The 25,660-nt window shown below is 74.3% G+C and carries 26 protein-coding genes; 10 read left to right on the top strand and 16 right to left on the bottom strand.

The window, feature by feature from the left end; translation table 11 throughout:
* The 5 genes from ACQUSR_RS05960 to ACQUSR_RS05940 all read left to right on the top strand — a co-directional run bounded on the left by ACQUSR_RS05960 (position 1) and on the right by ACQUSR_RS05940 (position 6,100).
* Positions 1-1,989 carry a prolyl oligopeptidase family serine peptidase gene (locus tag ACQUSR_RS05960; RefSeq protein WP_431041484.1) on the top strand — a complete coding sequence of 663 codons (1,989 nt, stop codon included), beginning with the start codon at positions 1-3 and terminating at the stop codon, positions 1,987-1,989.
* A gap of 104 nt (positions 1,990-2,093) precedes the next feature.
* Positions 2,094-2,819 carry a 4'-phosphopantetheinyl transferase family protein gene (locus ACQUSR_RS05955; protein WP_431041483.1) on the top strand — a complete coding sequence of 242 codons (726 nt, stop codon included), beginning with the start codon at positions 2,094-2,096 and terminating at the stop codon, positions 2,817-2,819.
* A gap of 99 nt (positions 2,820-2,918) precedes the next feature.
* Positions 2,919-3,164: a DUF1049 domain-containing protein gene (locus ACQUSR_RS05950; protein WP_431041482.1), complete on the top strand. Its 246-nt coding sequence runs from the start codon at positions 2,919-2,921 to the stop codon at positions 3,162-3,164.
* Between the two features lie 87 nt (positions 3,165-3,251).
* Positions 3,252-3,797, top strand: coding sequence for a GNAT family N-acetyltransferase (locus tag ACQUSR_RS05945; protein ID WP_431041481.1), 546 nt, complete (start codon positions 3,252-3,254; stop codon positions 3,795-3,797).
* 119 nt (positions 3,798-3,916) lie between these two features.
* Positions 3,917-6,100, top strand: coding sequence for a DUF5107 domain-containing protein (locus ACQUSR_RS05940; RefSeq protein WP_431041480.1), 2,184 nt, complete (start codon positions 3,917-3,919; stop codon positions 6,098-6,100).
* Here ACQUSR_RS05940 and ACQUSR_RS05935 read toward each other — a convergent pair.
* From ACQUSR_RS05935 to ACQUSR_RS05925, 3 genes are all read right to left on the bottom strand, one after another.
* Positions 6,052-6,402, bottom strand: coding sequence for a VOC family protein (locus ACQUSR_RS05935; protein ID WP_431041479.1), 351 nt, complete (start codon positions 6,400-6,402; stop codon positions 6,052-6,054). The two genes, ACQUSR_RS05940 and ACQUSR_RS05935, sit on opposite strands and share 49 nt — an antisense overlap.
* Before the next feature lie 92 nt (positions 6,403-6,494).
* Entirely contained in the window at positions 6,495-7,322 is an 828-nt protein-coding gene (locus ACQUSR_RS05930; protein WP_431041478.1) for a class I SAM-dependent methyltransferase, read from the bottom strand.
* A gap of 79 nt (positions 7,323-7,401) precedes the next feature.
* Entirely contained in the window at positions 7,402-7,788 is a 387-nt protein-coding gene (locus tag ACQUSR_RS05925; RefSeq protein WP_431041477.1) for a DUF2795 domain-containing protein, read from the bottom strand.
* Positions 7,789-7,911: 123 nt separating this feature from the next.
* Here ACQUSR_RS05925 and ACQUSR_RS05920 point away from each other — a divergent pair, with 123 nt between their 5' ends.
* Positions 7,912-8,499 carry a TIGR03086 family metal-binding protein gene (locus ACQUSR_RS05920; RefSeq protein WP_431041476.1) on the top strand — a complete coding sequence of 196 codons (588 nt, stop codon included), beginning with the start codon at positions 7,912-7,914 and terminating at the stop codon, positions 8,497-8,499.
* A 27-nt stretch (positions 8,500-8,526) separates the two neighbouring features.
* On the opposite strand, the gene ACQUSR_RS05915 is transcribed toward ACQUSR_RS05920, so the two are convergent.
* Positions 8,527-9,087 carry a type 1 glutamine amidotransferase domain-containing protein gene (locus tag ACQUSR_RS05915; protein ID WP_431041475.1) on the bottom strand — a complete coding sequence of 187 codons (561 nt, stop codon included), beginning with the start codon at positions 9,085-9,087 and terminating at the stop codon, positions 8,527-8,529.
* A gap of 186 nt (positions 9,088-9,273) precedes the next feature.
* Here ACQUSR_RS05915 and ACQUSR_RS05910 point away from each other — a divergent pair, with 186 nt between their 5' ends.
* The 3 genes from ACQUSR_RS05910 (at position 9,274) to ACQUSR_RS05900 (ending at position 12,950) form a co-directional block, all read left to right on the top strand.
* A complete protein-coding gene (locus tag ACQUSR_RS05910) occupies positions 9,274-10,500 on the top strand; it encodes an aminotransferase class I/II-fold pyridoxal phosphate-dependent enzyme (protein WP_431041474.1) in 1,227 nt (408 codons plus the stop codon).
* Positions 10,501-10,563: 63 nt separating this feature from the next.
* Entirely contained in the window at positions 10,564-11,913 is a 1,350-nt protein-coding gene (locus tag ACQUSR_RS05905) for a right-handed parallel beta-helix repeat-containing protein (RefSeq protein ID WP_431041473.1), read from the top strand.
* Between the two features lie 47 nt (positions 11,914-11,960).
* A complete protein-coding gene (locus ACQUSR_RS05900; RefSeq protein WP_431047408.1) occupies positions 11,961-12,950 on the top strand; it encodes a methyltransferase in 990 nt (329 codons plus the stop codon).
* Between the two features lie 39 nt (positions 12,951-12,989).
* Here ACQUSR_RS05900 and ACQUSR_RS05895 read toward each other — a convergent pair whose 3' ends face one another.
* The 12 genes from ACQUSR_RS05895 to ACQUSR_RS05840 all read right to left on the bottom strand — a co-directional run bounded on the left by ACQUSR_RS05895 (position 12,990) and on the right by ACQUSR_RS05840 (position 23,766).
* Complete coding sequence (locus ACQUSR_RS05895) at positions 12,990-13,667, bottom strand: class F sortase (protein WP_431041472.1); 678 nt, start codon at positions 13,665-13,667, stop codon at positions 12,990-12,992.
* Between the two features lie 105 nt (positions 13,668-13,772).
* Positions 13,773-14,378, bottom strand: coding sequence for a hypothetical protein (locus ACQUSR_RS05890; protein WP_431041471.1), 606 nt, complete (start codon positions 14,376-14,378; stop codon positions 13,773-13,775).
* Positions 14,379-14,541: 163 nt separating this feature from the next.
* Positions 14,542-15,879: an acetyl-CoA carboxylase biotin carboxylase subunit gene (locus ACQUSR_RS05885; protein WP_431041470.1), complete on the bottom strand. Its 1,338-nt coding sequence runs from the start codon at positions 15,877-15,879 to the stop codon at positions 14,542-14,544.
* 5 nt (positions 15,880-15,884) lie between these two features.
* On the bottom strand, positions 15,885-16,529 hold the full coding sequence (gene accB, locus ACQUSR_RS05880; RefSeq protein ID WP_431041469.1) for an acetyl-CoA carboxylase biotin carboxyl carrier protein: 645 nt from the start codon (positions 16,527-16,529) through the stop codon (positions 15,885-15,887).
* Positions 16,530-16,552: 23 nt separating this feature from the next.
* Entirely contained in the window at positions 16,553-18,400 is a 1,848-nt protein-coding gene (gene accD / locus ACQUSR_RS05875) for an acetyl-CoA carboxylase, carboxyltransferase subunit beta (RefSeq protein ID WP_431041468.1), read from the bottom strand.
* Positions 18,401-18,506: 106 nt separating this feature from the next.
* On the bottom strand, positions 18,507-18,866 hold the full coding sequence (locus ACQUSR_RS05870) for a TcmI family type II polyketide cyclase (protein WP_431041467.1): 360 nt from the start codon (positions 18,864-18,866) through the stop codon (positions 18,507-18,509).
* Positions 18,863-19,327 carry an SRPBCC family protein gene (locus ACQUSR_RS05865; RefSeq protein ID WP_431041465.1) on the bottom strand — a complete coding sequence of 155 codons (465 nt, stop codon included), beginning with the start codon at positions 19,325-19,327 and terminating at the stop codon, positions 18,863-18,865. The genes ACQUSR_RS05870 and ACQUSR_RS05865 overlap by 4 nt, the downstream gene beginning before the upstream one ends.
* Position 19,328: 1 nt before the next feature.
* The gene (locus ACQUSR_RS05860; RefSeq protein WP_431041464.1) at positions 19,329-19,592 is read right to left on the bottom strand and encodes an acyl carrier protein; all 264 of its coding nucleotides are present in this window, start codon (positions 19,590-19,592) and stop codon (positions 19,329-19,331) included.
* Positions 19,592-20,863 (bottom strand): beta-ketoacyl synthase N-terminal-like domain-containing protein, encoded by a 1,272-nt coding sequence (locus ACQUSR_RS05855; RefSeq protein ID WP_431041463.1) that lies wholly within the window; start codon positions 20,861-20,863, stop codon positions 19,592-19,594. The genes ACQUSR_RS05860 and ACQUSR_RS05855 overlap by 1 nt, the downstream gene beginning before the upstream one ends.
* Entirely contained in the window at positions 20,863-22,128 is a 1,266-nt protein-coding gene (locus ACQUSR_RS05850; RefSeq protein WP_431041462.1) for a beta-ketoacyl-[acyl-carrier-protein] synthase family protein, read from the bottom strand. The genes ACQUSR_RS05855 and ACQUSR_RS05850 overlap by 1 nt, the downstream gene beginning before the upstream one ends.
* Entirely contained in the window at positions 22,125-22,535 is a 411-nt protein-coding gene (locus tag ACQUSR_RS05845; protein WP_431041461.1) for a cupin domain-containing protein, read from the bottom strand. The genes ACQUSR_RS05850 and ACQUSR_RS05845 overlap by 4 nt, the downstream gene beginning before the upstream one ends.
* 106 nt (positions 22,536-22,641) lie before the next feature.
* On the bottom strand, positions 22,642-23,766 hold the full coding sequence (locus tag ACQUSR_RS05840; RefSeq protein WP_431041460.1) for a SchA/CurD-like domain-containing protein: 1,125 nt from the start codon (positions 23,764-23,766) through the stop codon (positions 22,642-22,644).
* 185 nt (positions 23,767-23,951) lie between these two features.
* On the opposite strand from ACQUSR_RS05840, the gene ACQUSR_RS05835 reads away from it, so the two are divergent.
* Positions 23,952-25,583 carry an FAD-dependent oxidoreductase gene (locus ACQUSR_RS05835; protein WP_431041459.1) on the top strand — a complete coding sequence of 544 codons (1,632 nt, stop codon included), beginning with the start codon at positions 23,952-23,954 and terminating at the stop codon, positions 25,581-25,583.
* Positions 25,584-25,660: the final 77 nt, after the last annotated feature.

Here is a 25,660-nt window from a genome sequence, read left to right as displayed (position 1 = left end):
ATGGTGTCCACGGCCCCGTACGGGACCTGGAGCTCACCGATCGGCGCCGCGCTCGCCGCGTCGCGCGACGGCCGCCCGGAATACGCGGGCGTGGTCGGCGACGAGGTGTGGTGGACCGCGCCCCGGCCCGGCGAGGGCGGCCGCCGCACCCTGGTGCGGCGGCGCGCCGACGGCACCGAGGAGTCCGCGCTGCCGGCGCCGTGGAACGTCCGCAGCCGGGTGATCGAGTACGGCGGTACCCCCTGGGCCGGGACGCCGCGGACCACCGGCGGCCCGCTGATCGTCTTCGCGCACTTCGCCGACCAGCGGCTGTACGCGTACGAGCCGGACAGCGGCGCCCCGCCGCGGGCGCTGACCCCGCGCTCCCCGGTCGGCGGCGGACTGCGCTGGGCGGACCTCCAGACCCACCCGGAGCGGGGTGAGGTGTGGGGCGTGCTGGAGGAGTTCACCGGCGAGTCCGCCACGGACGTGCGCCGGGTGCTCGCCGCCGTGCCGCTGGACGGCTCTGCCGCCGGCGACCGTGCCGCGGTGCGGGAGCTGACCGACGGGGCCCACCGGTTCGTCACCGGCCCGCGGCTCTCCCCGGACGGGCGGCGGGCCGCGTGGCTCGCCTGGGACCATCCGCGGATGCCCTGGGACGGCACGGTCGTGATGCTCGCCGACGTCACCGAGGACGGCACCTTCACGGGCGCACGGCCGCTGGTGGGCGGCGACGGCGAGGCGGTCGCGCAGGTCGAATGGGCCGCCGACGGCACCCTGCTGTTCGTCTCGGACCTCAGCGGCTGGTGGAATCTCCAGCGGATCGACCCCGACGCCGACCGCACGGGGTCGATCAGCCTGTGCCCCCGCGCCGAGGAGTTCGCCGGACCCCTGTGGCGGCTCGGCAGGCGCTGGTTCCTGCCGCTCGACAGCGGACTGATCGCGGTCCTCCACGGGCGGGGCGCGGCCGTCCTGGGCATCCTCGACCCGGAGACGGGGGAGCTCGCCGACGCCTCCGGCCCGTGGACGGAGTGGGACGCGACCCTGGCGGCCTCCGGCACCCGGGTGATCGGCGTCGCGGCGAGTACGCGCAGCGGGTACGAGGTCGTTGAACTGGACACCCGCACCGGCCGGGCCCGCGTCATCGGCGCCGAGCACACCGACCCGGTCGACCCCGCCTACTACTCCCGCCCGCGCTCCCGCACCTTCACCGGACCGGACGGGCGGGAGATCCACGCCGACATCCACCCGCCGCACCATCCCGGCCGCACCGGGCCCGAGGGGGAGCTGCCGCCGTACGTCGTGTGGGCGCACGGCGGCCCGACCGACCGCGACCCGCTCGTCCTGGACCTGGAGATCGCCTACTTCACCTCGCGCGGGATCGGCGTCGCCCAGGTGCACTACGGCGGCTCGGCGGGCTACGGCCGCGCCTACCGGGAGCGGCTGCGGGAGAACTGGGGTGTGGTGGACGTCGAGGACTGCGCGGCCGTCGCCGAGGCGCTCGCCGAGGAGGGCACCGCCGACCGCGCCCGGCTGGCGATCCGGGGCGGCAGCGCCGGCGGCTGGACGGCGGCGGTCTCCCTCGGCACCACCTCCCAGTACGCCTGCGGGGTGATCAAATACCCGGTGCTCGACCCCGGCGAGTGGGCCGCGGGCGGCACCCACGACTTCGAGTCCCGCTATCTGGACGGTCTGCTGGGCCCGGCCGACGCGCACCCCGACCGCTACCGGGAGCGGTCCCCGATCCACCACGCCGACCGCGTCACCGCGCCGTTCCTGCTGCTCCAGGGCCTGGCGGACCCGGTCTGCCCGCCGGAGCAGTGCGAGCGCCTGCTGAAGGCGATCAGCGGGCGGGGGGTCCGGCACGCCTGTCTCACGTTCGAGGGGGAGGGGCACGGGTTCCGGAAGCAGGAGACGATGGTCCGGGCGCTGCAGGCCGAACTCTCCCTGTACGCGCAGGCCTTCGGCTTCGACCGGCCGGACGTGCCGGCCCTGACGCTGACCACGTAGGGCCGGGGCCCGGGGCGGAGCCCGGTCGCCCGGCGGTAGCGTGATCGACTGCGACACGTCGTCGCCGACGCACCATTGCCGACGCACAGGGGGAAGAGCGACCGATGACCGACATCAGGATGCTGGGCCGGGACGCGCTGCCGGACGCCGTTCCCGGCGGCTGGCAGGGGGAGCCGCGGACCTGGCTGCTGAGCGTCGCCGAGTACACCGACGGACCGGACGGCGCGCTCGCCGACAAGGTCCTGGACGCCGAGGAGCGCGACCGGGCGGCCGCGTTCGTCCGGGAGGCGGACCGGCAGCGGTACCGCGCGGCCCACACCGGGCTGCGCCGGCTGCTCGGCGCCTATCTGGGCGTGGATCCGGCGGCGGTGCCGTTCACGCGCGAGCCGTGCCCCGGCTGCGGGGCGCCGCACGGCCGCCCGGCGGTCACCGGGACCCCGCTGCACTTCAACATGTCGCACGCCGGGGACCTGGTGCTCTTCGCCTTCGCGGGCGCCCCGGTGGGCGCCGACGTGGAGCAGGTGCAGCCGGTCGCCGTCGCCGACCAGGTCGCCGCGAGCCTGCACCCGCGGGAGCGCGCCGAGCTGGCCGGGCTGCCCGCCGCCGACCGGCCCGCCGCCTTCGCGCGCTGCTGGACCCGCAAGGAGGCCTATCTGAAGGGGCTCGGTACGGGCCTGTCCCGCGACCCGGCCGCCGACTACGTGGGCACCGGCCCCCGCCCCGTGCCGGTCGGCTCCTGGACGCTGACCGACCTCCCCGTCGGCGACGTCCGGCCCGGCTACGCGGCCGCCCGGGCGGTCCTGGGCGCGGCGCGTCCGCCGGCCTCGTAGCCGTGCGCGGGCGGCACGGCCGCCGATGCCGGACCCTGAAGGTAGCGGCCGGGCCGCGGCCCGGCCGGCACCTTCGGCTCCGACGGAAGGGTTCCAGCCATGAGCCCGACAACGAAGAACGCCGGTGGCGACCGCGCGGGCGGTCTCAGGGGGGAGCTGACCCCGCGCAGGATCACCGCGCTCGCCGCCGCCGTGATCGCGCTCGTCTTCGTCTTCGAGAACACCAAGGAGGTCGAGATCCGGCTGCTGATCCCCGAGGTGACCATGCCGCTGTGGCTCGCCCTGCTCGCCGTGGGCGTGGTCGGCGTGCTGTGCGGTGTGCTCCTGGTCCGCCGCCGAGGCTAGGGAGGGTGTGCGGCCAGGGCGGGTGGCCGGCGGTCCGCCGACGCCGGCGAGCCGACCGGCTCACCGGGCACGGCCTAGCATGGGCCGATGCCTGACTCCGCGTACCTCGCCGAAGGACCCCGCACGGCCATCCGCGCCATCCGCCGCGGCGACCGGGAGGAGTTCACCCGGCTCGCCCGGGACAGCGTCGAGCTCCACCACCCCTGGCTCGAACTGGCCACGACCGACGAGGAGTTCGACGCCTACGTCGCGCTGTTCCGGCAGCCCGACCGCGAGGGCTTCCTGGTCTGCCTCCGCGAGACCGGTGAGATCGCCGGATTCGTCAACATCAACGCCGTCATCCGCGCCCGCTTCCAGAACGGCTCCCTGGGATACGGGGCGTTCGTGCCGCACGCCGGTCGCGGTTATCTGACCGAGGGGCTGGAGCTGGTCGTCCGCCACGCCTTCGGCCCGCTGCGGCTGCACCGGCTGGAGGCCAACATCCAGCCGGGCAACGCGGCGTCGGCCGCCCTGGTCAAGCGCCTCGGCTTCCGGCTGGAGGGGCACTCGCCCGACTACCTGTTCATCAACGGCGCCTGGCGCGACCACGATCGCTGGGCGCTCACCCGCGAGATGCTCCACGGCCCGTCGTAGATCGTCTTTGCGCAACTCTGACCGAGGGAAGCCCTGTTCAGGCGGCTCGCGCCGGTGTTCCATGGTCATCTGACGGTCGCCGCAGCCGAGGTGGCCCCCGGGTGAAGGACTGTGACGCTGTGGCCACGAGTGTGCGACGTACCGTGCTGACCTTGCCCGCCGCCCCGCTCGGGCCGGAGAACCCGCTGCCCGCGCTGCGGCCCCTGGGCGACGTGCACCGGGTCGGCGACGACGTACGCGCCGCGCTCCCCGCCGACATGGCCCGGCAGATCGGATACGCACCGCTCCGCTCGGTCCTGCCGGTGCGGTCGCGCGACGGGTACGGGCGGCGCCGCACCCCGTGCGACCTCGACGCGATCGTCATCGAGAACGACCGGCTGCGCGCCACCGTGCTGCCCGGTCTCGGCGGCCGGATCCACTCCCTCCACCACAAGCCGACCGACCGCGAACTCCTCTACCGCAACCCGGTGTTCCAGCCCGCGGACTTCGCGCTGAACGGCGCCTGGTTCTCCGGCGGCATCGAGTGGAACATCGGCGCCACCGGCCACACCGCGCTCTCCTGCGCGCCGCTGCACGCCGCCCGGGTGGCCGCCCCCGACGGAGGAGAGATGGTGCGGCTGTGGGAGTGGGAGCGGCTGCGGGACCTGCCCTTCCAGGTCGACCTGTGGCTGCCGGACGGCTCCGACTTCCTCCACGTCGGCGTACGGATCCGCAACCCGCACGACCGCAGGGTGCCCGTCTACTGGTGGTCCAACACCGCCGTCCCCGAGACCGGGCGCACCCGCGTGCTCGTGCCCGCCGACGCCGCCTGGCACTTCGGCTACACCCGCGACCTGCGCCACGTCCCCGTACCGGAGTGGGAAGGCGCCGACCGCACGTATCCGCTGCGCGGCGAGCACGCCGCCGACTACTTCTACGAGGTGCCCGACTCCGCCCGCCGCTGGATCGCCGCGGTCGACGGCGACGGGCACGGCCTCGTCCAGACCTCCACCGACGTGCTGCGCGGCCGCAAGCTCTTCGTCTGGGGCGCGGGAGAGGGCGGCCGCCACTGGCAGCGCTGGCTCACCGAGCCGGGCACCGGCGGCTACGCCGAGATCCAGGCCGGGCTCGCCCGCACCCAGCTGGAGCACCTCCCGCTGGAGGCCGGCGAGGAGCTGAGCTGGCTGGAGGCGTACGGCCCGGTCTCCGCCGACCCGGCCGCCGTCCACGGCACCGACTGGGCGGCCGCGCGCGCGGCCGTCGAGGCCCGGCTCGCGGCGGACCTGCCGCGCGCAGAGGTCGACGCGGCGTACGCCGCCTGGCTGCCGTGCGCCGACAACGAGCCCAAGGAGACGCTGGCGACGGGCTCCGGCTGGGGTGCGCTGGAGGCCGAGCGCGGCGGGTTCGACCTCCCCGGCACCCCCTTCGACCCGGCCACTCAGGGCGCCGAGCAGCAGCCCTGGCAGGCCCTGCTGCGCACCGGCGCGCTGCCGGAGTGGACGGCGCCCACCGGACCGGGCGCGTCGCTGGTCGCACCGCCCTGGCGCGAACTGCTGGAGACCGCGCCGTCCGGCGCCGCCGCCGACTTCCACCTGGGGGTGGCGCAGTGGCACGCGGGCGACCGGGCACAGGCCGCGCGCAGCTGGGAGCGGTCGCTGCGGCACGCCGAGACGCCGTGGACGCTGCGCTGCCTGGCCGCCGCGGACAGCGCAGCGGGGCACACCGAGCGCGCGGCGGACCGGCTGCTGCGTGCCGTACGGCTGGTGCTGGACGGAGCGCCGTACGACGACGCGACACCATGCGACGGTACGTCACGGTATGACGAGACGGCACCGTGCGGCGTCGGAGCGGCGCCGTACGACGCCGCGTTGGAGGCCGCCCTGGCGCGCGAGGCGGTCGACGCGCTGCTGGCCGCGGATCGCGCCGCCGACGCCGGGGCCGTCCTCGATGCGCTGCGGCCCGCCGTGCGCGACCGCGGCAGGTTCCAACTGCTCCGTGCCCAGGTGCTGCTGGCCCAAGGCGACGCACCCGCCGCCCGCGCGCTCCTCGACGCCGGCATCGAGGTGGCCGACCTGCGCGAGGGCGACGAGTCCCTGAGCGACACCTGGTTCGCGACGGCCGAGCGGCTGGTCGCGGGACCGGGCGGAGCGGTCACCGAGGAGGTGCGGCAGCGGGCGCGCGCCGCGCACCCGCTGCCGGAGGCCTACGAGTACCGGATGCGGCCGGGCGGTCAGGCCGCGGGTGGTCGGGCCGAGGGCGGTCAGGCCACCGGTGGTCAGGCCGCCTGCCGGTCGACGTACTCGAAGACCGACCCGTCCGGGTGACGGGCGACCAGATTGCGGCCGATGGGCGTGGGCAGGGGCCCGGCGATGATCTCCGCGCCCACGGCCCGCAGATCGGCCGCCGCCGCGTCCACGTCCTTCACCGCGAGGGTCGCCGTGATCTTCCGCAGGATCGACAGCTCCGCCTCGGGGCCGCTCATGAGGAAGAAGCAGCCGACCGCCGCCACCGCGACGCCGCCCCGCTGGAAGCGCAGGGCCTCGGTCCCCGTCAGCCGTTCGTAGACGGTGATCGCCTCGTCCAGATCCGGCACGCACACCCGCAGTGATGTCCCCAGAATATCCATACGGGCGAGCCTAGTTGGTCCCGCCGGGGCGTGTGGCCGCCTACCGCCGACGCCCACCCGGCGGGCGACCCGCGCGGTCCGACGGGCGGCCCTCACCCCGTGGAGCGGACCGGCTTGCGGCAGAGGATCTCGCCGTGCGGGACGGTGAACCAGCCGTCCTCCAGGGCGCCCCACTCCCGCCAGGCGTCCGCGATGTCCGCCAGCTCCCGCTCCGTGGCGTGCCCGCCGTCCACCGCCATCCGCGCGTACGAGGAGGCGACGGTGCGGTCCGCCCACATGCCGCTCCACCACGACCGGTCCTCCGGGGTCGCGAAGCACCAGACGGCGGCGGTCGCCGTGACATCGGCGCACCCCGCCCGCCGGGCCCAGGACAGCAGTCGCCGGCCGGCGTCGGGCTCGCCGCCGTTGGCGCGCGCCACCCGCCCGTACAGCTCCTGCCAGCGCGCCATGCCGGGCACGTCCGGATACCAGGTCATCGCCGCGTAGTCGGCGTCGCGGGCGGCGACGACGCCGCCCGGGCGGCACACCCGGTACATCTCGCGCAGCGCGCGGACCGGGTCGCCGACGTGCTGGAGCACCTGGTGGGCGTGGACGACGTCGAACGAGTCGTCGGGGGAGTCCAGGTCGTGGATGTCGGCCACGGCGAAGTCGACGTTGGCCAGGCCGCGCTCGTCCGCCACGGCACGCGCCCGGTCCAGTACGCCGGGGGCGGCGTCGACCGCCGTGACGTGCCCCTGGGGGACCAGCTCGGCCAGGTCCGCGGTGATCGTGCCTGGCCCGCACCCGATGTCCAGGACCCGCATGTGCGGCTCCAGCTCCGGCAGGAGGTAGGCCGCGGAGTTCGCGGCCGTGCGCCAGCTGTGGGAGCGCAGCACCGACTCGTGGTGCCCGTGGGTGTAGACGGCTGTGTCCTTCGGCATTGCGGCAGTCCCCCTAGAACCGACCGGTGATCGTCGGTTCCCACGCTACGCAGTCGTCTCGAATAGCGGGAGTGTCATCTCAGTATTCGGGAATCCGCACGTGCGAGGCGACGTCCTCGACCGTGTGGAACGTGCGGTCCGGCGGCAGCGACTCCACCAGCGCGACCACCCGGTCCGGGGCGTGCCGTTCGTGCAGGGTGCGCACCAGGACCGCGCGCTTGGCCGGGAACGCGGTCCGCGCCAGATGGCGCGCGATCTCGAAGCGCATCGCCTCGTACTCGCCTCGTGAGCCGCGGGCCGGCAGGGGGCCGAAGGACGCCGTCGGGTCGTCGTCCGCGGCGGGCTCGGGGTTGGGGTCGTGCCACTCCTCGGCCCGTGTGGGGTGTCCGGAGCGCAGGAGCCCGTCCAGCTCGTGCTTCAGCTCGTCGTCCTTGTGCGCACTCACCCGGTCGCTGCCTCGCTGCATGCCGTCCTCCTCGTGCCGCCCCCCGGTACTGCGTACTCTCCGAATACCCGGTCAAACCAGGATGACACCGGTCATACCGCTCAGCACTCGCCGGGTTCCGGAGAGGCGGGGAGAATGGCTGCCATGGCTGACCGCAGCGCCAAGAACCCGCTTCTGACCAGGCACGGCGAGGCACTGGACCTGTTCACCGACCGGGTCCACGCGATCCGCCCCGACCAGTGGGACGCCCCGACGCCATGCACCGAGTGGTCCGTCCGCGACCTGGTGAACCATCTGACCGCCGAGCAGCTGTGGGTGCCGCCGCTGGTGCGCGACGGTTCGACCATCGAGGCGCAGGGCGACGCCTTCGACGGGGACGTGCTGGGCGACGACCCGGTCGCCGCCTGGGACCGCGCCGCGGCCGAGGCCCGCGCCGCGTTCCGCGCCCCCGGCGCCATCGAGCGGACCGTCCACCTGTCGTACGGCGAGACCCCCGCCTCCCACTACTGCGCGCAGATGATCACGGACGCGGTGGTGCACGCCTGGGACCTGTCGCGGGGCATCGGCGCGGACGAGCGCCTCCCCGCCGCGCTGGTCACCTTCTCGGTACGGGAGATCACGCCGTACGCCGCCGACCTGGAGAAGAGCGGGCTGTTCGCGGCCCCGGTGGAACCGCCGGCCGGGGCCGACGTCCAGACCAAGCTGCTGGCCCTGCTGGGCCGCCGGGTCTGACGCGGGCCCCGGCCTGTGTCAGACGCCTCACAGCACCGACTGCGCCGTCTGCGCGGCCTTGGAGAACGCGTGCACCAAGGTCTCGCAGAACGCCGGCAGATCCGCCGGCTTACGGCTGGTGATCAGCGTATTGGGCCCGCGCTCGCACACCACGACCTGCTCGTCCACCCACGTACCGCCCGCGTTGCGGATGTCGGTGCGCAGACTGGGCCACGAGGTGAGCGTCCGGCCGCGCACCACATCGGCCTCCACCAGCATCCACGGCGCGTGGCAGATCGCCGCCACGGGCTTACCCGCGTCGAAGAACTCCTGGACGAGGCGGACGGCCCGCGCGTCCATGCGCAGCGCGTCGGGGTTGGCGACGCCGCCCGGCAGCATGAGCGCGTCGTAGTCCCGCGCCGACGTCTCACCGACGACCCTGTCGACGTCGTAGGCCTCCGCCGGGTCGAGGTGGCGGAACGCCTGCACCATGCCGGGCTTGGTGGAGACCAGGTAGGGGTCGCCGCCATGGCTGCGTACCGCGTCCCACGGCTGGATCAGCTCGATCTGCTCCACGCCTTTCGGCGCGACGAGAAACGCCACCTTCATTACGGCCTCACGTCCTTTCGCACACACCCGAGGAGCGCGCGGTCCTCCCGAGGCGCGCACACTCCGCCCGAGTGCCGGGTTGCCCCCTGGGGCCCGACGAAACCGCGCGTCGCCCCGGCGCCCCACCAGGGCGATCTGCGAAGGTGGAGGCGGCCCTGTACGCGGAGCCGGAAGGGACGTGCGCAGGTGACGAAGCAGCGGCAGCGGCCCGCCCCGGCCGCGGCGGACCCGCACGGCGGTCTGCCGGTGCTCCCCGGACTCGCCGAACGCTTCGCCGCGGCCGCCGCCGACCCCGCGCCGGAGCCCTCCGGCGGCGGCCCCCGGCTGCGCGCCGCCGCCTGCGGATACTGGTCGCGGCGCGGGCTGTGGACCCATCAGGACCATGTGGTGGCCGCCCCCGGCGCGCAGCCGCTGCTGCTGGCGCTGCTCGCGGCGGCGGGCGGCGACGTGCTGCTCAGCCGCCCGTGCGCGGCCTGGTACGCGCCGCTGGCCCGGCTCGCCGGCCGGCCGGCCTACCACGCCCCGGCACCCGCCGAGTGCGGCGGCGTCCCGGACCCGTTCGCGCTGCTGGAGACCGTCCGCCGGGTGCGGGCCGAGGGCGGCGCGCCCCGGGTGCTGGTGCTGTCCGTCGCCGACGACCCGACCGGCACCGTCGCCCCGCCGGAGCTGCTGCACGAGGTGTGCGAGGCGGCCGTGGGGGAGGGGCTGCTGATCGTGAGCGACGAGACCTGGCGGGACACCCTGCACGACCCGCACGACACGGTCCTGGTCAGCCCCGCCGAGATGCTCCCCGAGCACGTCATCGTGCTCGCCGACCTCGCGGGCGGCCACGCTCCCACCGGCTGGCCCGCCGCCGTCGCCCGCTTTCCGGCCACCGGCCGCGGCATGGAGCTGCGTGACCGGGTGCTGACCACGATCGGCGCGCTGCGCGCCGATCTGCCCGCGCCGGTGGCCGCCGCGGCCGCGTACGCGCTCACCGAGCCGGATCCGGTACGGGAGCGGGCGCGGGCGGCGGCCCGGGCGTACGGGGCGGTCGCCACGGCGGCGCACGACGCGCTCACCGGGGTCGGGGTGCTCTGCCTGCCCCCGCACGCCGGGCGCCATCTGTACGCCGACCTGTCCGAGCTGCGCGAGGCGCTCGGCGCCCGTGGCATCACCGACTCGGTGGAGCTGGCGGACCATCTCACCCGGCGGCTGGGGTGGCCGGTGGTGGGCGGCGACCGGTTCGGCGACGCCCCGCACACCCTGTGCGTACGGCTGACGACACCGCCGCTGCTGGGTGCGGACGACGAGCAGCGGCAGGACGTCCTCCAGGCGGCGGACCCGCTCGAACTCACCCGGGTGGCGGACGCGTTGAACCGGTTCGCCGAGGTCTTCCGGGAGCTCGCGCGCCCGTCCGCGGATATTCCATAGGAGTCATCACCCGTAATTGGGGCATAAGTGGCGATGTGTGAGATTCCCTCATAACTTCCAGGCATGCACACACGTCATATTCGGTACGCCGCTGCCCTCACCACCCTCCTCGCGCTGGAGGCCGGCTCGCTGCCCGCCGCGGCCGCCCAGGCCCCTCGCAGGACCCACATCGTCCGCCCGGGCCAGTCCATCCAGGAGGCGGTGGACGACGCCCGCCCCGGTGACACCGTCCTGGTCCTGCCCGGCACCTACCGGCAGAGCGTCCAGATCTCGGATTCCGACATCACTCTGCGCGGCGTGGGCCGCGGCACCGTACTGAAGCCCGGCACCGTGCACACCTCGCAGGACGCGGACGGCGGAGGCGCGGGTGAGCCGGTCGGCGGGCGGGACCCGGGCGGTGGCAACTGCCCAGGCGGTGGCGGCGATCCCGGTGACGGCGATGATCCGGGCGGCGGGGGCGGTCCCGGTGGTGGCGGCGGTGGGGGTGGCGGCGGAGGCGGCGGAGGCGGTGGGGGCGGCGGAGATGGCGGTGGTGGCGGTGGCGGTGGCGGGGACGACGACGGCGGCTCGGGCTGCGGTGGCGGCAAAGGCGGCAACGGGGAGGGCCACAACGCCGACAAATGCGCCGCCGCCGGGAACGGCATCTGCGTCACCGGAACGGCCCGACGGCCCGTCACCGATGTCACCATCAGCTCCCTGACGGTCTCCGGCTTCACCAAGAACGGCATCGACGCGGACCACACCGACCGGTTGCGCATCTTCGGGGTCCGGGCGGAGGACAACGAGGACCACGGCATCAGCCTGCAGCACTCCTGCCGCTCCCACCTGGCCGGGAACCGGGCCCGGAACAACGGCCAGTCCGGCATCTTCCTGGCCAACGTCGTCAACAAGGAGGGCGCGGCCCTCAACACCAGGGGCACCATCGTCCGCGGCAACCAGCTGACCGGGAACCGGATCGGGGTGACCATCCGGCGGCTGCGCAGGATGACCGTCGAAGGCAACTCCGCCACCGGCAACTGCGGCGGGATCTTCGTGGTCAGCGACGAGTCGAGGCCGCGCGCCGGAGCCCTGTCCATCCGGGGCAACGAGGTCTCCCGCAACAACAAGTACTGCCGGCCGAACGCCCGCCTCCCCTTCATCCAGGGCACCGGCATCCTGCTCACCGGCGCCGAGGAGACCTGGATCGCGGGCAACCGGGTGCGCGGCAACGTCGGGAAGTCGCCGATGTCCGGCGGCATCGTGCTATACCCGAGCGTCGTGGGCGCCGTCAACGCCCACAACACCATCTTCCGTAACGAGGTACTGGGCAACAAGCCCGCCGACATCATCGACAAGGACCGCGGCCCCGGGAACAAGGTCAAGGGCAACCACTGCGACCACTCCGTACCCGAGGGGTGGTGCTGCAAGCAGTGACCGCCACCGCGCCGGCCAGGGTCGGGCAGGACCCGCCCCGGGCGGCCATGGAGCTGCGGGAGATCGCCTTCGGCGCGGCGCGCGCCGCCGCGGTGCGCGCCGCCGCCCGGCTGGGGGTGGCGGACGTCCTGGGCGAGGACCCCGCCACCGCCGAGGAGCTGGCCGCGGCGCTGGAGGCCGAACCGCGGGCGCTGCGCCGCCTGCTGCGCGCGCTGTCCTGCCACGGCGTCTTCGCCGAGGCCCCGGACGGCCGGTTCCGGCACACCGAGATGTCGCGGCTGCTGCGCGAGGACGCGCCGAACAGCCTGCGCCACATCTCGCTGTGGTGCACCGAGCCGTGGACCTGGCAGGCATGGCCGCTGCTCACCGAGGCCGTGCGGTCCGGCGGCCATGTCTTCGACGCGCTGTACGGCAAGGACTTCTTCAGCTATCTGCACGATGACGCGGTGGAGTCGGCCCAGGTCTTCGACCGGGCCATGACCGCCTCCAGCAGGCAGTCAGCCGAGGACGTCGCCGATCTCCTCGACCTGGCCGGGGTGCGGCACGTCGCCGACATCGGCGGCGGCCAGGGCCATGTGCTGGCGAGCCTGCTGGAGCGTCACCCGCGGATCCGCGGCACCCTGCTGGACCTGCCCAAGGTCGTCGCACAGGCCGACCCGCGGCTGCGGGAGGGCGGTGCGCTCGCCGACCGGGTCCGGCTGGTCCCCGGCGACGCCCGCACCGAGGTGCCGGCCGGCGCCGACCTGTACATCATCAAGAACATCCTGGAGTGGGACGACGACAGCACGCGCCGCACGCTGCGCAACGTGGTCGCCGCCGCCCGGCCCGGCGCCCGCGTCGTGGTCATCGAGAACCTCGTCGACGACAGCCCGTCGATGAAGTTCACCACCGCCATGGACCTGCTGCTGCTCCTCAACGTGGGTGGGCGCAAGCACACCAAGGAGAGCCTGGTGGCGCACATGGCGGAAGCCGGGCTGGAGGTCGGGGAGATCCGGCCCGTCAACGCGTATCTGCACGCGTTCCACGGCTCGGTCTGACGACCGCGGGCTCTGCCGGGCCCACGTGAACGAGTTCCGTCAGGCCCACGTGAACGAGTCCAGGTGGGCAAAGACGACCACGTTGGCGGTGTAGTCCCGGGCCACGTGGTCGTAGCTGCCGCCGCACGTGATCAGCCGCAGCTGGGCGTCCTCGGTCTCGCCGTAGACCTTCTGGTCCGGGAAGGCGTTCTTGGGGTAGGTCTCGACGCCGTCCACCGTGAAGGTCGCCTCGATGCCGTCGGCACGGGTGATGGTGACCTTCTCCTTCGGCTTGAGGGAACTGAGCGGCCAGAAGACCGCGGGGCCCGTCGTGGTGTCCACGTGCCCGGCGACGATGGCGTTGCCGCGCTCGCCGGGTGACGCCCCCTCGCGGAACCAGCCGACGAGGTTGCCGTCCTCGGCGGGCGGCGCGTTGAGCCGGCCCGCGCCGTCCAGGGCCAGTTCGGTGAACGGGGCGTCCACCCCGACGGAGGGGATCGCCAGGCGGACCGGCGCGGAACGCGGCAGGGCCGGCCCGCGCTGAGGTATGCCCGGGTCCTCCCGCACCGGCGTCGGGGACGCGGTGGGCGCCGGCGCCGGCCGCGGCGCGGTCGCCTCGGGGGACGCGTCGACGTGGTTGTAGATCAGCAGCGCGCCGAGGAGCGCCGCCGCCGCGGCCCAGCGCAGGGCGCGGGAGCCGCTGTCGGCGCCCTGCGCGGGGTCCTGACCTCTGCTCATGGAGCGTCGCCTCTCTCGGACCTGGGGCGGTGGCCGGCAGCACGGTGGCCACCGCCGCCGTGCGGCGATGGCCACAGCACATCGGTATACGGCGGAGGAGTCGCCTCAGGCGGACGTGCCCGACGGCTTGCGGCGGCGCAGCAGGTACGCCCCGGTGCCCACGCCGCCGACCAGCAGGACCGCTCCCGCGGCCATACCCGGGCCGCTGTCGAGGGCCGTGCCGCCGCCGCCGGTCTGCACACCGCCGTGCGGCCGCTGCTGGCCGTCCTTGCCGGGCTCCATCCCCTCATGGCCATCGTCGGGCTCCATGCCCTCGTGGCCCTTACCCGGTTCCATGCCCTCGTGGCCCTTGCCGGGGACCTGGCCCTCGTGGGCCTCGCCCGGCTGCGGGGCCGCGGGCCGGCCCTCGTCGCCCTTGGTCTGCCCCGTGGCGGGCTCCTGCTCCATGCCCTTGGTCGTCTCGCCCTTGGTGGTCATGTCGCCCGTGCCCGTGCCCGTGTCCTTGTCCGGCAGTGCGCCGTCGGCCTCATCGCCGCTGGGCTTGGCGCCGTGGTCCGTGATGGGGCTGGACGGGTCGTGGGGCTGGATCCGGGAGGAGCCGTCACCGGTTCCCGGGTCGGAGACGACGTCGGCGAAGGTCGCGGCAGGGGTGCCCAGGGTCAGAGCGGTGCCCAGCACCGCGCCGGCTATGAGTGTGCGAGTCGAACGCATGATCAATCCTTCCGGTGCTCCAGCCGATTACTGACCATCCGTCAGATAGGGGGGATCTCGCGGAGTCACCTCTCCCACCGTCAGCCCACCGTGACCGGGTCGCCACCCGGCGTAGCGGCATTCGGGTGGCCGCTGTGCGCCTTTCGGGTGGCCGTACGGCGTGTCAGGCGCCGATGAGGCCGGTGGTGTGAGTGGCGGACCGGAACTCCGGGCGGGCGAGCGTACGCCGCAGGAAGCCCACCGTGGTCCGCACCCCCTCGCCGCCGATCCGGAACTCGCCCAACGCCCGGTCCATGCGGGCCAGCGCCTGCTCGCGGTCCGGCGCCCACACCACGGTCTTGGCCAGCAGCGAGTCGTAGTGCGGCCCCACCAGGAAGCCGGGGTAGGCGTGGGTGTCCACGCGTACGAACGGACCGCCGGGGGTGACGAACTCCGTCAGCCGGCCCGGCGCCGGGCTGAAGTCCCGCTCCGGGTCCTCGGCGTTGACCCGGCACTCCACGGCCACACCCCGCCGTACCACGTCCTCCTGACGCAGTGACAGCCGCTGCCCGGCGGCGATCAGGAGCTGCTCGCGCACGATGTCGACGCCGGTGATCATCTCGGTGACCGGGTGCTCGACCTGGAGCCGGCAGTTGATCTCCATCAGGTGGAAGTCCATGGACGGTGCCAGCACGAACTCGAAGGTGCCCGCGCCGACGTAGCCGACCGCCTCCGCGCCCCGCACGGCCGCCGCGCACAGCGCGTCCCGTACCGTCACCGGCAGATTCGGAGCCGGTGCCTCCTCCACGATCTTCTGGTGCCGCCGCTGCACCGAGCAGTCGCGCTCCCCCAGGTGGATCGTCGTGCCCTGCCCGTCCCCGATCACCTGGACCTCGATGTGCCGGGCGTCCTCCACGAACCGCTCCAGATACAGCCGCTCGTCGCCGAAGACCGCGCGAGCGTGCGCGCGGGTGCGCTCGAAGGCGTGCACCAGACCGCCCGGCTCGCGCACCACGGCCATGCCCCGCCCGCCGCCGCCCGCCACCGCCTTGAGGATCACCGGATAGCCGGTCCGCCGCGCGATCTCCTTGGCCTCCGCGGCCGAGGCCACGGCGCCGGTGCTCCCGGGCAGCACCGGCAGGCCCGCCTCCGCCATCAGCGCCCGGGCCGCCGCCTTGTCGCCCAACTGCTGCATCACCCGCGGGGACGGGCCGATGAAGGCGATCCCGTGGGCCTCGCAGATCTCCGCGAAGTCCGGGTCCTCCGACAGGAAGCCGTAGCCGGGATGGATCGCCTGCGCCCCGGTGCGCAGCGCCGACTCCACGATCGCGGGCACGCTCAGATAGCTGCCCCTGGCCTGCGGCGGGCCGATGTGGACGGCCTCGTCCGCCAGCCGTACCACCGACGAGTCGCGGTCCGCCGTGGAGTAGACCGCCACCGTCCGGATCCCCAGCTCGCGGCAGGCGCGGATCACGCGCACGGCGATCTCGCCCCGGTTGGCCACCAGCACCGTGGAGAACACCTGGATCACCCCCTGTCGGCCGGGCCCGCGTCCCCGGGCAGCGGTTCGAGCCGGACCAGCGGCTGCTGGAACTCCACCGGCTGCCCGTCCGAGGCCAGGATCTCCACCACCCGTCCGGCGGTGTCCGCCTCGATCCGGCTCATCATCTTCATGACCTCCAGGATCCCGACCGGCTGCCCGGCCCGTACGGTGTCGCCGACGGTGACGAACGGCGGTGCGCCGGGCTCGGGGGAGCGGTAGAACGTGCCGACGGTCGGGGCGCACACGAAGCGGCCCCCGGTCTCCGGCGGCGCGGCGGGCTCCGGGCCGCCGGGGGCCGTGTCCGGAGGGGGTGTACGGACCGAGGCTGTGCCTCCGCCCGCGGCCGTGCCCCCGTCCGCGCCCGTGCCGGGTCGGGCCACCGCCGCGGTCTGCGCGGCCGCCGGACCGGCCGCCGGATCGGCCCACTCCACCTCCACGGTCGTCTGCCCGTGCTGGACCCTGACCCGGCGCGGCGGTCTGGCCGAGTCGCGGGCCAGCTCGGCGACGGTACGGCAGACCGACTCCAGGCTGACGTGGATGAGCGGCACGCGGGCCGCCGCGCCCGGTACGTGCCCGTTCTCGTGCTGCTCCGTCTGATGCTCGTGCTGGGTGGTGCTCTCCGAGGTCACGATGCTCCTTAGGTCACATGAGGTCACGGTGCTCCGTGCGGAGCGGGCGCAGGGGCCGCGGCGCCGAAGCGGTGAAACCGGCGCCGCCGCGCGTCCAGGAGCCGGTCCGTCCCGCAGGGCTCCAGCTCGTCGAGGGCCGCCGTCACGGCGGCGCCGAGCAGGGCCGCCGCGGCGGCGTGGTCGAGATGCGCACCGCCCGGCGGCTCCGCCACGACGCCGTCCACGATGCCCAGGCGCAGCAGCTCCCGTGCGTGGACGCGCAGCGCCGCCGCGGCCCGAGGCGCTGCCTTCGGGTCCTTCCACAGGATCGCGGCACAGCCCTCGGGGCTGATGACGGAGTACACGCCGTGCGCGCTGACCAGCACCCGGTCGGCGACGGCCAGCGCCAGCGCGCCCCCGCTGCCCCCCTCGCCGGTCAGCACGGTCACCACCGGCACCGGCAGCCGGGACATCAGCCGCAGGCTCTCCGCGATGGCGACGGCCTGGCCGCCGCGCTCGGCCTCCTGGCCCGGGTAGGCGCCCGGCGTGTCGACGAGCGTGACCACCGGCAGCCCCAGCTTGGCGGCCATCAGCATCAGCCGCGCGGCCTTGCGGTAGCCGCCGGGCGTGGGCATCCCGAAGTTGTGGCGCTGCCGCTCGGCGAGGTCCGGGCCGCCCTTGTGGTGCCCGATCAGCATCACCGTCCGGTCGCCGAGCCGTCCGGGCCCGCCGACGATGGCCGAGCAGTCCGTACCGAGCCGGTCGCCGTGCAACTCGTGGAAGTCCTCCAGCAGATGGCTCACGTAGTCGAGGGTCCCGGGCCGGTCCGGATGCCGGGCGAGCCGTACCGCATCCCAGGAGTCGCAGTCCGGCACCTCCTCGGCCCGCCGCAGCACCGTCCCGGCCGCGGCGTCCCGCCGCGTCGGTGCCGCCGCGTTCCCGTCGCCTGCCGCGCCGGGCGCGCCGCCCGGCGCATCGGCCGCCGCCGCGCCCGGTGGCCCGCCGACGGGCGGCCCCTCGGCCTCCTCCGCGTCCCGTACGCTCCGGCTCCGCGCGTCGGCGGGGTGCCCCGACCGGCCGGGCCCGGCGGGCAGGGCCAGCAGGCGGCCCAGGGTGGTGCGCAGGGCCGAGCGGGGGACGACGTCGTCCAAGAGGCCGTGCGCCAGGAGGAACTCGGCCGTCTGGAAGCCCTCCGGCAGGCGCTCGCCCGTCGTCTGCTCGATGACGCGCGGTCCCGCGAAGCCCATCCGCGCCCCCGGTTCCGCCAGGATCACGTCGGTGAGGGTCGCGAAGGACGCGGCGACGCCGCCGTACGTCGGGTCGGTGATCAGCGAGACCGTCAGGACGCCCGCCTCGTCCAGCTCGGCCAGCGCCTGCGCGGTCTTGGCCATCTGCATCAGGGACAGCACGCCCTCCTGCATCCGCGCCCCGCCCGACGCCGTGACGATCAGCAGCGGCACCCGGTCCAGCAGGCTCGTCCGCGCCGCCTCGGTGATGAGCGCACCGACCTCGCAGCCCAGACTGCCGCCCAGGAAGCGGAAGTCCATGACCGCCACCACGACCGGCCGGCCGTCGATCCGGCCGCAGGCGCCGATCGCCGCCTCCCGCAGCCCGGTGTCGGTCCGTGCCGCCGCCAGCCGTTCCGGGTACGGGCGGGTGTCCACGAAGCCGAGCGGGTCGCGTACCGGCTCCGTCTCGTCGATCGGCGAGGCGGAGCCGGGGTCGAGCAGAAGGTCCAGCCGCCGCGGCGCGGTCAGCGGGCTGTGCCTGCCGCACTCCGGGCAGACGCCCAGGGTGCGGTGGAAGCGCTTGCCGTAGATCAGGACGGCGCAGCGCTCGCATCTGACCCACTCGGGCGTCCCGGCGGCGGACCGGTCATCCGTCGCGGTCATGGGGCTGCCTCCTTCCGGTCTCCTTCTCGGGTCCGGCTCGGGTCCGGTCTTCTCGGGTCCGGCGCGGGTCCGGTCCCACGTCTGCGTCCGGCGTCCGCGGTCCGGCTCAGGTCCGGTCCCGCTGCCACCGGTAGAACTCCCGCGCGACGGCGTCCTGCGGGCCGCGCCAGGTCGCGGGGTCGTACGGGTCCACGTACCGGGCCAGGCGCCGGCTGATGTCCTGGAACTCCGGGTGCTCGGACTGCCGTGCCAGCTCCGGGCCCGGCGGTCCCTCGGCCTCGATCAGATGCAGGTACACCTCGCCGTACTGGAAGAGGCTGCGACCGGTGACGCCGATCAGCCCCGGCAGCTCCCCGCGGTCGGAGTCCGCGAAGACCGTGGCGATGTCGTCCGCCGAGCCGGGCCGCATCCGGGCGACGATCAGCGCGCGGTGCCCGCTCGCGGGGTTCCCGGACGCGTCGCTCACGCCTCGACCCCCTCGCGGACGCGCTGCTCGATCCGGTCCCGGATCAACTCCATCTGGGTCTTGGAGTTGCGGTTGATGCGCTCGGTCATCGCCGCGTCGTCCATCGTCGCCTCGGGCTTCATCTCGAAGTCCTGCGTCCAGCGCATCCGGGTGCCGCCCGGCGTTTCCTCGTACTCCCAACGGATGTTCATGTAGGTGAAGTTGCCGGTCTCGACCCGGCGCGCCCACACGGTGCGCGCCTCCCGGTCCGCCTCCCGCTCCGAGACCCAGCTCCACACCTTGCCGTCCTTGTCCGGGTGCAGTGTCAGCCGGAAGGTCGTGGTGTCGCCTTCGCGCCGCAGTACCTCGACGGCCGCGTACTCGCTGAACAGCTCGGTCCAGTGCTCCAGGTCGTTGGTGATGTCCCAGACGACGTTCAGGGGCGCCGCGATCACGATCTCGTTGTCGGTGCGTGCGGACATGTCAGGCTCCGATCGCCAGGGTCTCGTTGATGACGCTCAGGAAGGCGTCCGGGGTCTTGCAGCCTTCGGCCGTCGCGTCGAGCGCGACACCGTGGCGCTGCTCCAGCTCGCTGACGATCGCCAGCAGGCCCAGGGAGTCGAGGCCGAAGTCGGTCAGCAGGGTCTCGGGGGCGGCGCGCAGCGCCTGCGGGTCCACGGTGACCCCCGCGCACTTCTTCATCAGCGTGGCCAGTGCGTCGTAGTCGTAGGTGAGTTGCGTGGACATCAGTCATCTCCTTCCGCACGGCGCAGGACGAGCGCCGCGTTGGATCCCATCAGCCCCCGGCTGAGCACCAGCGCCGTCCGCAGTTCGGCGCGGCGGGCCCGGCCGGTCACCAGGTCCAGGTCGTGGCAGGTCTCGGTGACGCGCGGGGTCGGTGGCACGATGCCGTGCTCCAGGGCGAACACCGCGCAGGTCACGTCCAGCGGGGGAGCGCCGCAGTACGCCCGGCCGTAACCGGCCTTCGGCGCGGTCACCGGGACCCGCGCGGCACGCGGCCCCAGGGCGTCCGCGAGCGCCAGCGCCTCGGCCCGGTCCGCCTCCGGTACGCCCAGCGCGTCGGCGAAGACCACATCGACCTCCTCCGGTGCGCACCGGGCCCGTTCCAGCGCCAGCCGTACCGCCCGCGCCAGCCCCTCCCGGGTGCCGGGCCAGTCCGGCGGCCCGGTGAACGTCGAGCCGTGCCCGGCGACGACGGCGCGGATCGGCGCCTCGCGCAGCCGGGCCGTCCACTCCTCCTCCACGACGAGCATCGCGCCGCCCTCGGCGGGCACGAACCCGCCGGCGCTGGCGGAGAACGGCAGATAGGCGCGGTCGGGGTCCGCGGCCCGGCTCAGCTCCGGGTACGCCAGCTGGCAGACGATCGAGTACGGGATCAGCGGCGCCTCGGCGGCGCCCGCCACCATCGCGTCCGCCCCGCGCCGGATGCCCCGGCAGGCGTGCGCGATGACGTCCAGGCCGCCCGCCTCGTCGGCGGCCACCACCCCGCACGGCCCCTTGAAGCCGCCGCGGATGGAGATCTGGCCGGTGCTGGCCGCGTAGAACCAGGCGATGGACTGGTACGGGCCCACGAACTGCGGTCCCTTTCCCCACAGCCGCTCCAGCTCGTGCTGGCCGAACTCGTTGCCGCCCGACCCGGCGGCGGTCGCCACCCCCACCGCGTACGGCGACTCCTCGTCGGCGCGCAGCCCGGCGCCCGCCAGCGCCATGTCCGCCGCCGCCATCGCGAAATGGGTGAACCGGTCCGTCTGGACCAGGTACCGTTCCTCGACCGCCGCCCCCGGATCGAAGGCCCTGACCTCTCCGGCCACCTTCAGCGGGTAGTCCTGGCAGCCCTCCCGGCTGATCCGGTCCAGGACGACGACACCTTCCCGGGCCGCCTTCCAGAACGCCTCGGCGCCGACGCCGTTCGGCGCGATGACGCCGAGGCCGGTGATGACCGCCGACCGGCTCTCCGGCGGCCGGTGCCCGGCCGGCCGGCCGTCTGTCGTGCGCATCACGACCTCCCGTCGTCGCGGCCCATGACCACCGCGGACTGGAAGCCGCCGAAGCCGCTGCCCACGGAGAGCACCTGGTGCAGGACCGCCGCGCGGGCGGTCACGGGCACGTAGTCCAGGTCGCACGCGGGGTCCGGGTCGCGGTAGTTGGCGGTCGGCGGGATCACGCCGTGGTGCAGCGCCAGCGTGCACGCGACGAGTTCTATGGCGCCTATCGCACCCAGTGAATGGCCGATCATCGACTTGATCGAGCTCATCGGCGTGGCGTAGGCGTGCGCGCCCAGCGACCGCTTCACGGCCGCCGTCTCGTGCCTGTCGTTCTGCTGGGTGCCCGAGCCGTGCGCGTTGACGTAGTCGATGTCGGAGCCGGCGACCTGGGCGTGTCTCAGCGCGCAGTCGATGGCCGTCGACATCTCAAGGCCTTCCCGGGTCAGCCCGGTCATGTGGTACGCGTTGCCGAACGTGGCGAACCCCTCGACGTCGCAGTAGGCGTGCGCACCCCGGTGCCGCGCGTGCTCCCACTCCTCCAGGACCAGCACCGCGCCCCCCTCGCCCAGGACGAAGCCGTCGCGCGAGGCGTCGAACGGCCGGGACGCGTGCCGGGGGTCGCCGTTGTTGGCGCTGGTCGCCTTGATCGCGTCGAAGCAGGCGACGGTGATCGGCGAGATGGGGGAGTCCGCGGCGCCCGCGATGCACACGTCCACGCCGCCCTCCTCGATGGTGTGCAGGGCGTAGCCGACCGCGTCGAGCCCGGAGGTGCAGCCGGTGGAGACCGTCTGCACCGGGCCCCGGGCGCCGAACCGCCCCCCGACCTCGGCCGCCAGGGCGCTGGGCGAGAACGCGCGGTCCAGGTGCGGCCCGGCCGCCCGGTGGTCCACCGCCCAGTGCCCGCCCTCGTCGCTGACCAGCCGGTAGTCGTGTTCCAGCCGGGTGGTGGCGCCCACCGCGGTGCCCAGTGACACCCCGACCCGCCACAGGTCCTCGTCGCGCAGGTCCAGACCGGCGTCCCGCACCGCCTCGTCGGCGGCCACCATCGCGAACTGCACGTACCGGTCCGCCCGCGCCACCTCCTCGGGGCCCAGTCCGTGCTCCGCCGGATCGAAGTCGCACTCGGCGGCGATCCGGGACCGGAAGCCGGTGGGGTCGAAGAGTGTGATCCCGCGGGTGGCGGTGCGGCCCGCGGCGAGCAGGTCCCAGAACGCCGGTACGCCCACGCCTCCGGGGGCGACGACGCCCACCCCCGTGACCGACACCCGCCGGGTCACGACGGGACCTGGGCCGTTTCGGTGTCCTCGGTGTCCACATGGCCGAGGCTCGGGCGCGGCGCGAGCGGGCTGAGCTGGAAGACCATCCTGGCCTCGGTGTCCCCCACGTTGCGGAAGCGGTGGCGCCGGTACGTCGGGATCATCAGGCCCTGGTCGGTACGGAGCGGATGCGCCTTGCCGTCCAGATCCACCTCCAGCTCGCCGCACACGACGTATACGAACTCCTCCGAGTACGGGTGGTAGTGCTCACCGATGCGCTCCCCCGGGCCGAGGCGGGCCACCCCCATGAATCCGCTGGTCGCGCCCACGGTGGCGGGGGTGAGCAGGGTGCGCAGATCACCGCCTCTGCGGCGGTTGGACGGGACCTCGTCGAGACTCACGATGCAAGGTGAGGTCTGGCTGCTCATGTCGGTTCCTTCCGTGAATGCCTGGCGGGACGCGGCGGGCACCTGCCGGGACCCGGGCGGGCATGGCGACGGGGCGTCGGCGACGTCGGCGGCCGGCCGCCGGACGTCAGTGGCCCGCCGCCCGCCGGTCGGTGACCGGGGTCATCGCGCAGTGCGCGAGGAAGCGGCGCAGGCCCGCCTCGTCCGACAGCGCGCCGTCCGGGCCGAGTTCGACCAGCCGGCCGAGCACGGCCGGGGCGCGCCGGCCGCCGCCGACTCCGGCCACCACCGCCGCGTGCCGCTCCGGCGGCCCCGTGATGTCGACCATCCGCATGACGAGGTCGTCGCGGTGGAAGACCGTGGCGGCCAGGACCGGGTTCGCCGGGTCACCCGCGGCCAGCTCGTCCTGACGCCTCAGCAGGGTGGCGACCGCCCCGCCGCAGCCGTACTTGACCGGGTAGAGCAGGGCGTGCCGGCGCACCTTCGCGTCATCCCGCGCACCGGTCCGCGTGCCGTCGTGCGCGTGGTTCCCGTCGGGCGCCGCCCGGTGCCACACGGCGGGCAGCGCCGCGCGCATGAAGAACTCGCGGGCCGAGTCCGGGTCGTCGAGGTCGCGGTCGACCTCCAGATGCGGGTTGATCGCCTCCTCGACCGCGCGGACCTGCGGTTGCCGCGCCACATGGCGCAGCGCCGCCACGAGGTCGCCCTTGACCTCGACCGCCCGGATGACCCGGTTGCCCCGCATGAACAGCGAGGTGCGCAGCAGCCGGGTGGTGTCGTCCACCCGCGCCTCGGGCGGCTCGTAGTCGGCCAGGATCCGGGCCACGGCCTGCTCGCTGCCGGGCCGTACGGTGAAGGTGAGCGCGTGCCGCACCACGCCGTCGCCGACCCGCGGCTCCGCCAGCAGACCGTCCGAGGTCCGCACGCCCGCGGCGCCGTGACCGGTCTCGCGCATGATGGTGAACCGCAGCGACCTGGTGTCGTTGACGCACCCGTGCAGCGGTCTGACCATCTCCCGGTGCGCCTCGCTGTCCACCCACGCCAGGAACGGCCGGGCGCTCTCCCATTCGCTGGTGATCAGCCACTGGGAGGGGTTCTCGATGGACTGGCACAACTGGTCGCTCACGTGGCCGGGTACGGCGGCCACCTGCCGGCAGAGCTGGTCGTATGCGTCCAGGAAGCGCCGCTGGGCTCCGTCGCGGACCTCCAGCAGCAGAACGACCCGCAGTCGCGAGTCGGACAGGGTGCTCATATGCCACCACTCCTTGAAAGGGGAAACATCTCCTTGAAAACGTGACAAGGGGAACGTCGCCCGCCTCCCGATCGTGGAGTGCTCCCGCAGGTGGCGCGAGACGTGTGGTCCATTCGGGTGAATGAAGCCTTCGGGGACGCCACGACATGTGACATTCCGGGCATAGCTGCAAAATGACCCACGCCATGCCCCGAGTCGACGAGTCAACGCCGGTCCTCATCGCGGGCGGCTCCCTGGTGGGCCTGTCCATGTCGCTGTTCCTGGGCCGGCTGGGTGTCGGCCACGTCCTGGTCGAGAAGCACGCCGGCACCTCCCGCCACCCGCGCGGCCGCGGGAACAACGTCCGCACGATGGAGCTGTTCCGTACCGCGGGGGTGGCGGACGCCGTCCGCGAGGCCGCGTCGGTGCTCGCGGGCAACCACGGCATCCTGCGGGCCCGCTCGCTCACCGGAACCGACCAGGAATGGCTGTTCAAGGAGATCGACCCCGGCGGCGCGCTGTCGCGGATCAGCCCCGCCCGCTGGTGCCTGTGCAGCCAGAACGACCTCGAACCGGTCCTGGTACGGGCCGCCCGCGCACTCGGCGGCGAACTGCGCTTCGGCACCGAGCTGCTCTCCTTCGACCAGGACCCCGACGGGGTGACCGCCGTCGTGGGCGACCGCGCGACGGGGGAGCGGCGGACCGTCCGCGCCGGCTACCTGGTCGCCGCCGACGGACCGCGCAGCCCGGTACGCGAACACCTCGGCATCGGACACACCGGCCGCGGCGACCTGTTCCACAACGTCAGCGTCACCTTCCGCGCCAAGGGGCTGGCCGACGCCGTCGGCGACCGCCGCTTCCTCGCCTGCTACCTGACGAACCCCGATGCGGACGGGGCGCTGCTGCCGGTCGACAACCAGGCGGAATGGGTCTTCCACGCCCCCTGGCACCCCGAACAGGGCGAGGCCCTGGAGGACTTCACCGACGAGCGCTGCGTGCGGCACATCCGCACCGCCGTCGGCGTCCCCGACCTGGAGATCGAGATCACCGGCAAGGCGCCCTGGCACGCGGCCGAACGGGTCGCCGAGTCCTACGGCGACGGCCGGGTCTTCCTCGCCGGCGACTCCGCCCACGAGATGTCGCCCACCGGGGCCTTCGGCTCCAACACCGGCATCCAGGACGCGCACAACCTCGCCTGGAAGCTCGCCGCCGTCCTCGGCGGCTGGGCGGGCCCGGAACTGCTGGGGACGTACGAAACCGAACGCCGCCCCGTGGCCCGCGCCACCAGCGCCCGCGCCGCCGCCCGCTCCGCCGAACACCGGCACCCGGGCTACGCGGCCCCGCCCGGCGCGGGACGCCAGAGCGACGTGCTCGCGGTCGCGATGGGCTACCGCTACCCGAACGGCGCCGTCCTGGGCACCGACCCCGCGGACCCCGCCGTACCCGACCGCTTCGAGTCCACCGGCGCCCCCGGCACCCGCGCCCCGCACCTGTGGCTGCGGCGGAACGGCACCCGGCTGTCCACACTGGACCTGTACGAACGGTCCTGCGCCCTGCTGACCGGCACCGACGGCGCCGCCTGGCACCACGCGGCGGCGCGGGTCGCGGGCCACCTCTCCGTCCCCCTGACCAGCCACCGCATCGGCCCCACCCCGGACCACGACCTGACCCCCGACCCCGACTCCGACACGGACTGGGCCCGCGCGCACGGCACCAGGGAGGACGGGGCGGTCCTGGTCCGGCCGGACGGCTTCGTGGCGTGGCGGTCCGAGAGGGCCGTACCCGACCCTGAGGGGGCACTCGGCGGGGCGCTGAGGTCGGTGCTGAGCCTGCGCTGAGGCGCCGCGCCCCTCAGTGGTGCCGATCGTGCCGTGCGGCGGTGCTGAGCGTGTCGTGCGGCGGTGCCGAGCGTGCC

The organism is Streptomyces sp. P1-3, from assembly GCF_050613155.1.
GTDB lineage: Bacteria > Actinomycetota > Actinomycetes > Streptomycetales > Streptomycetaceae > Streptomyces.
This window is presented reverse-complemented; position numbering and strand designations above follow the sequence as displayed.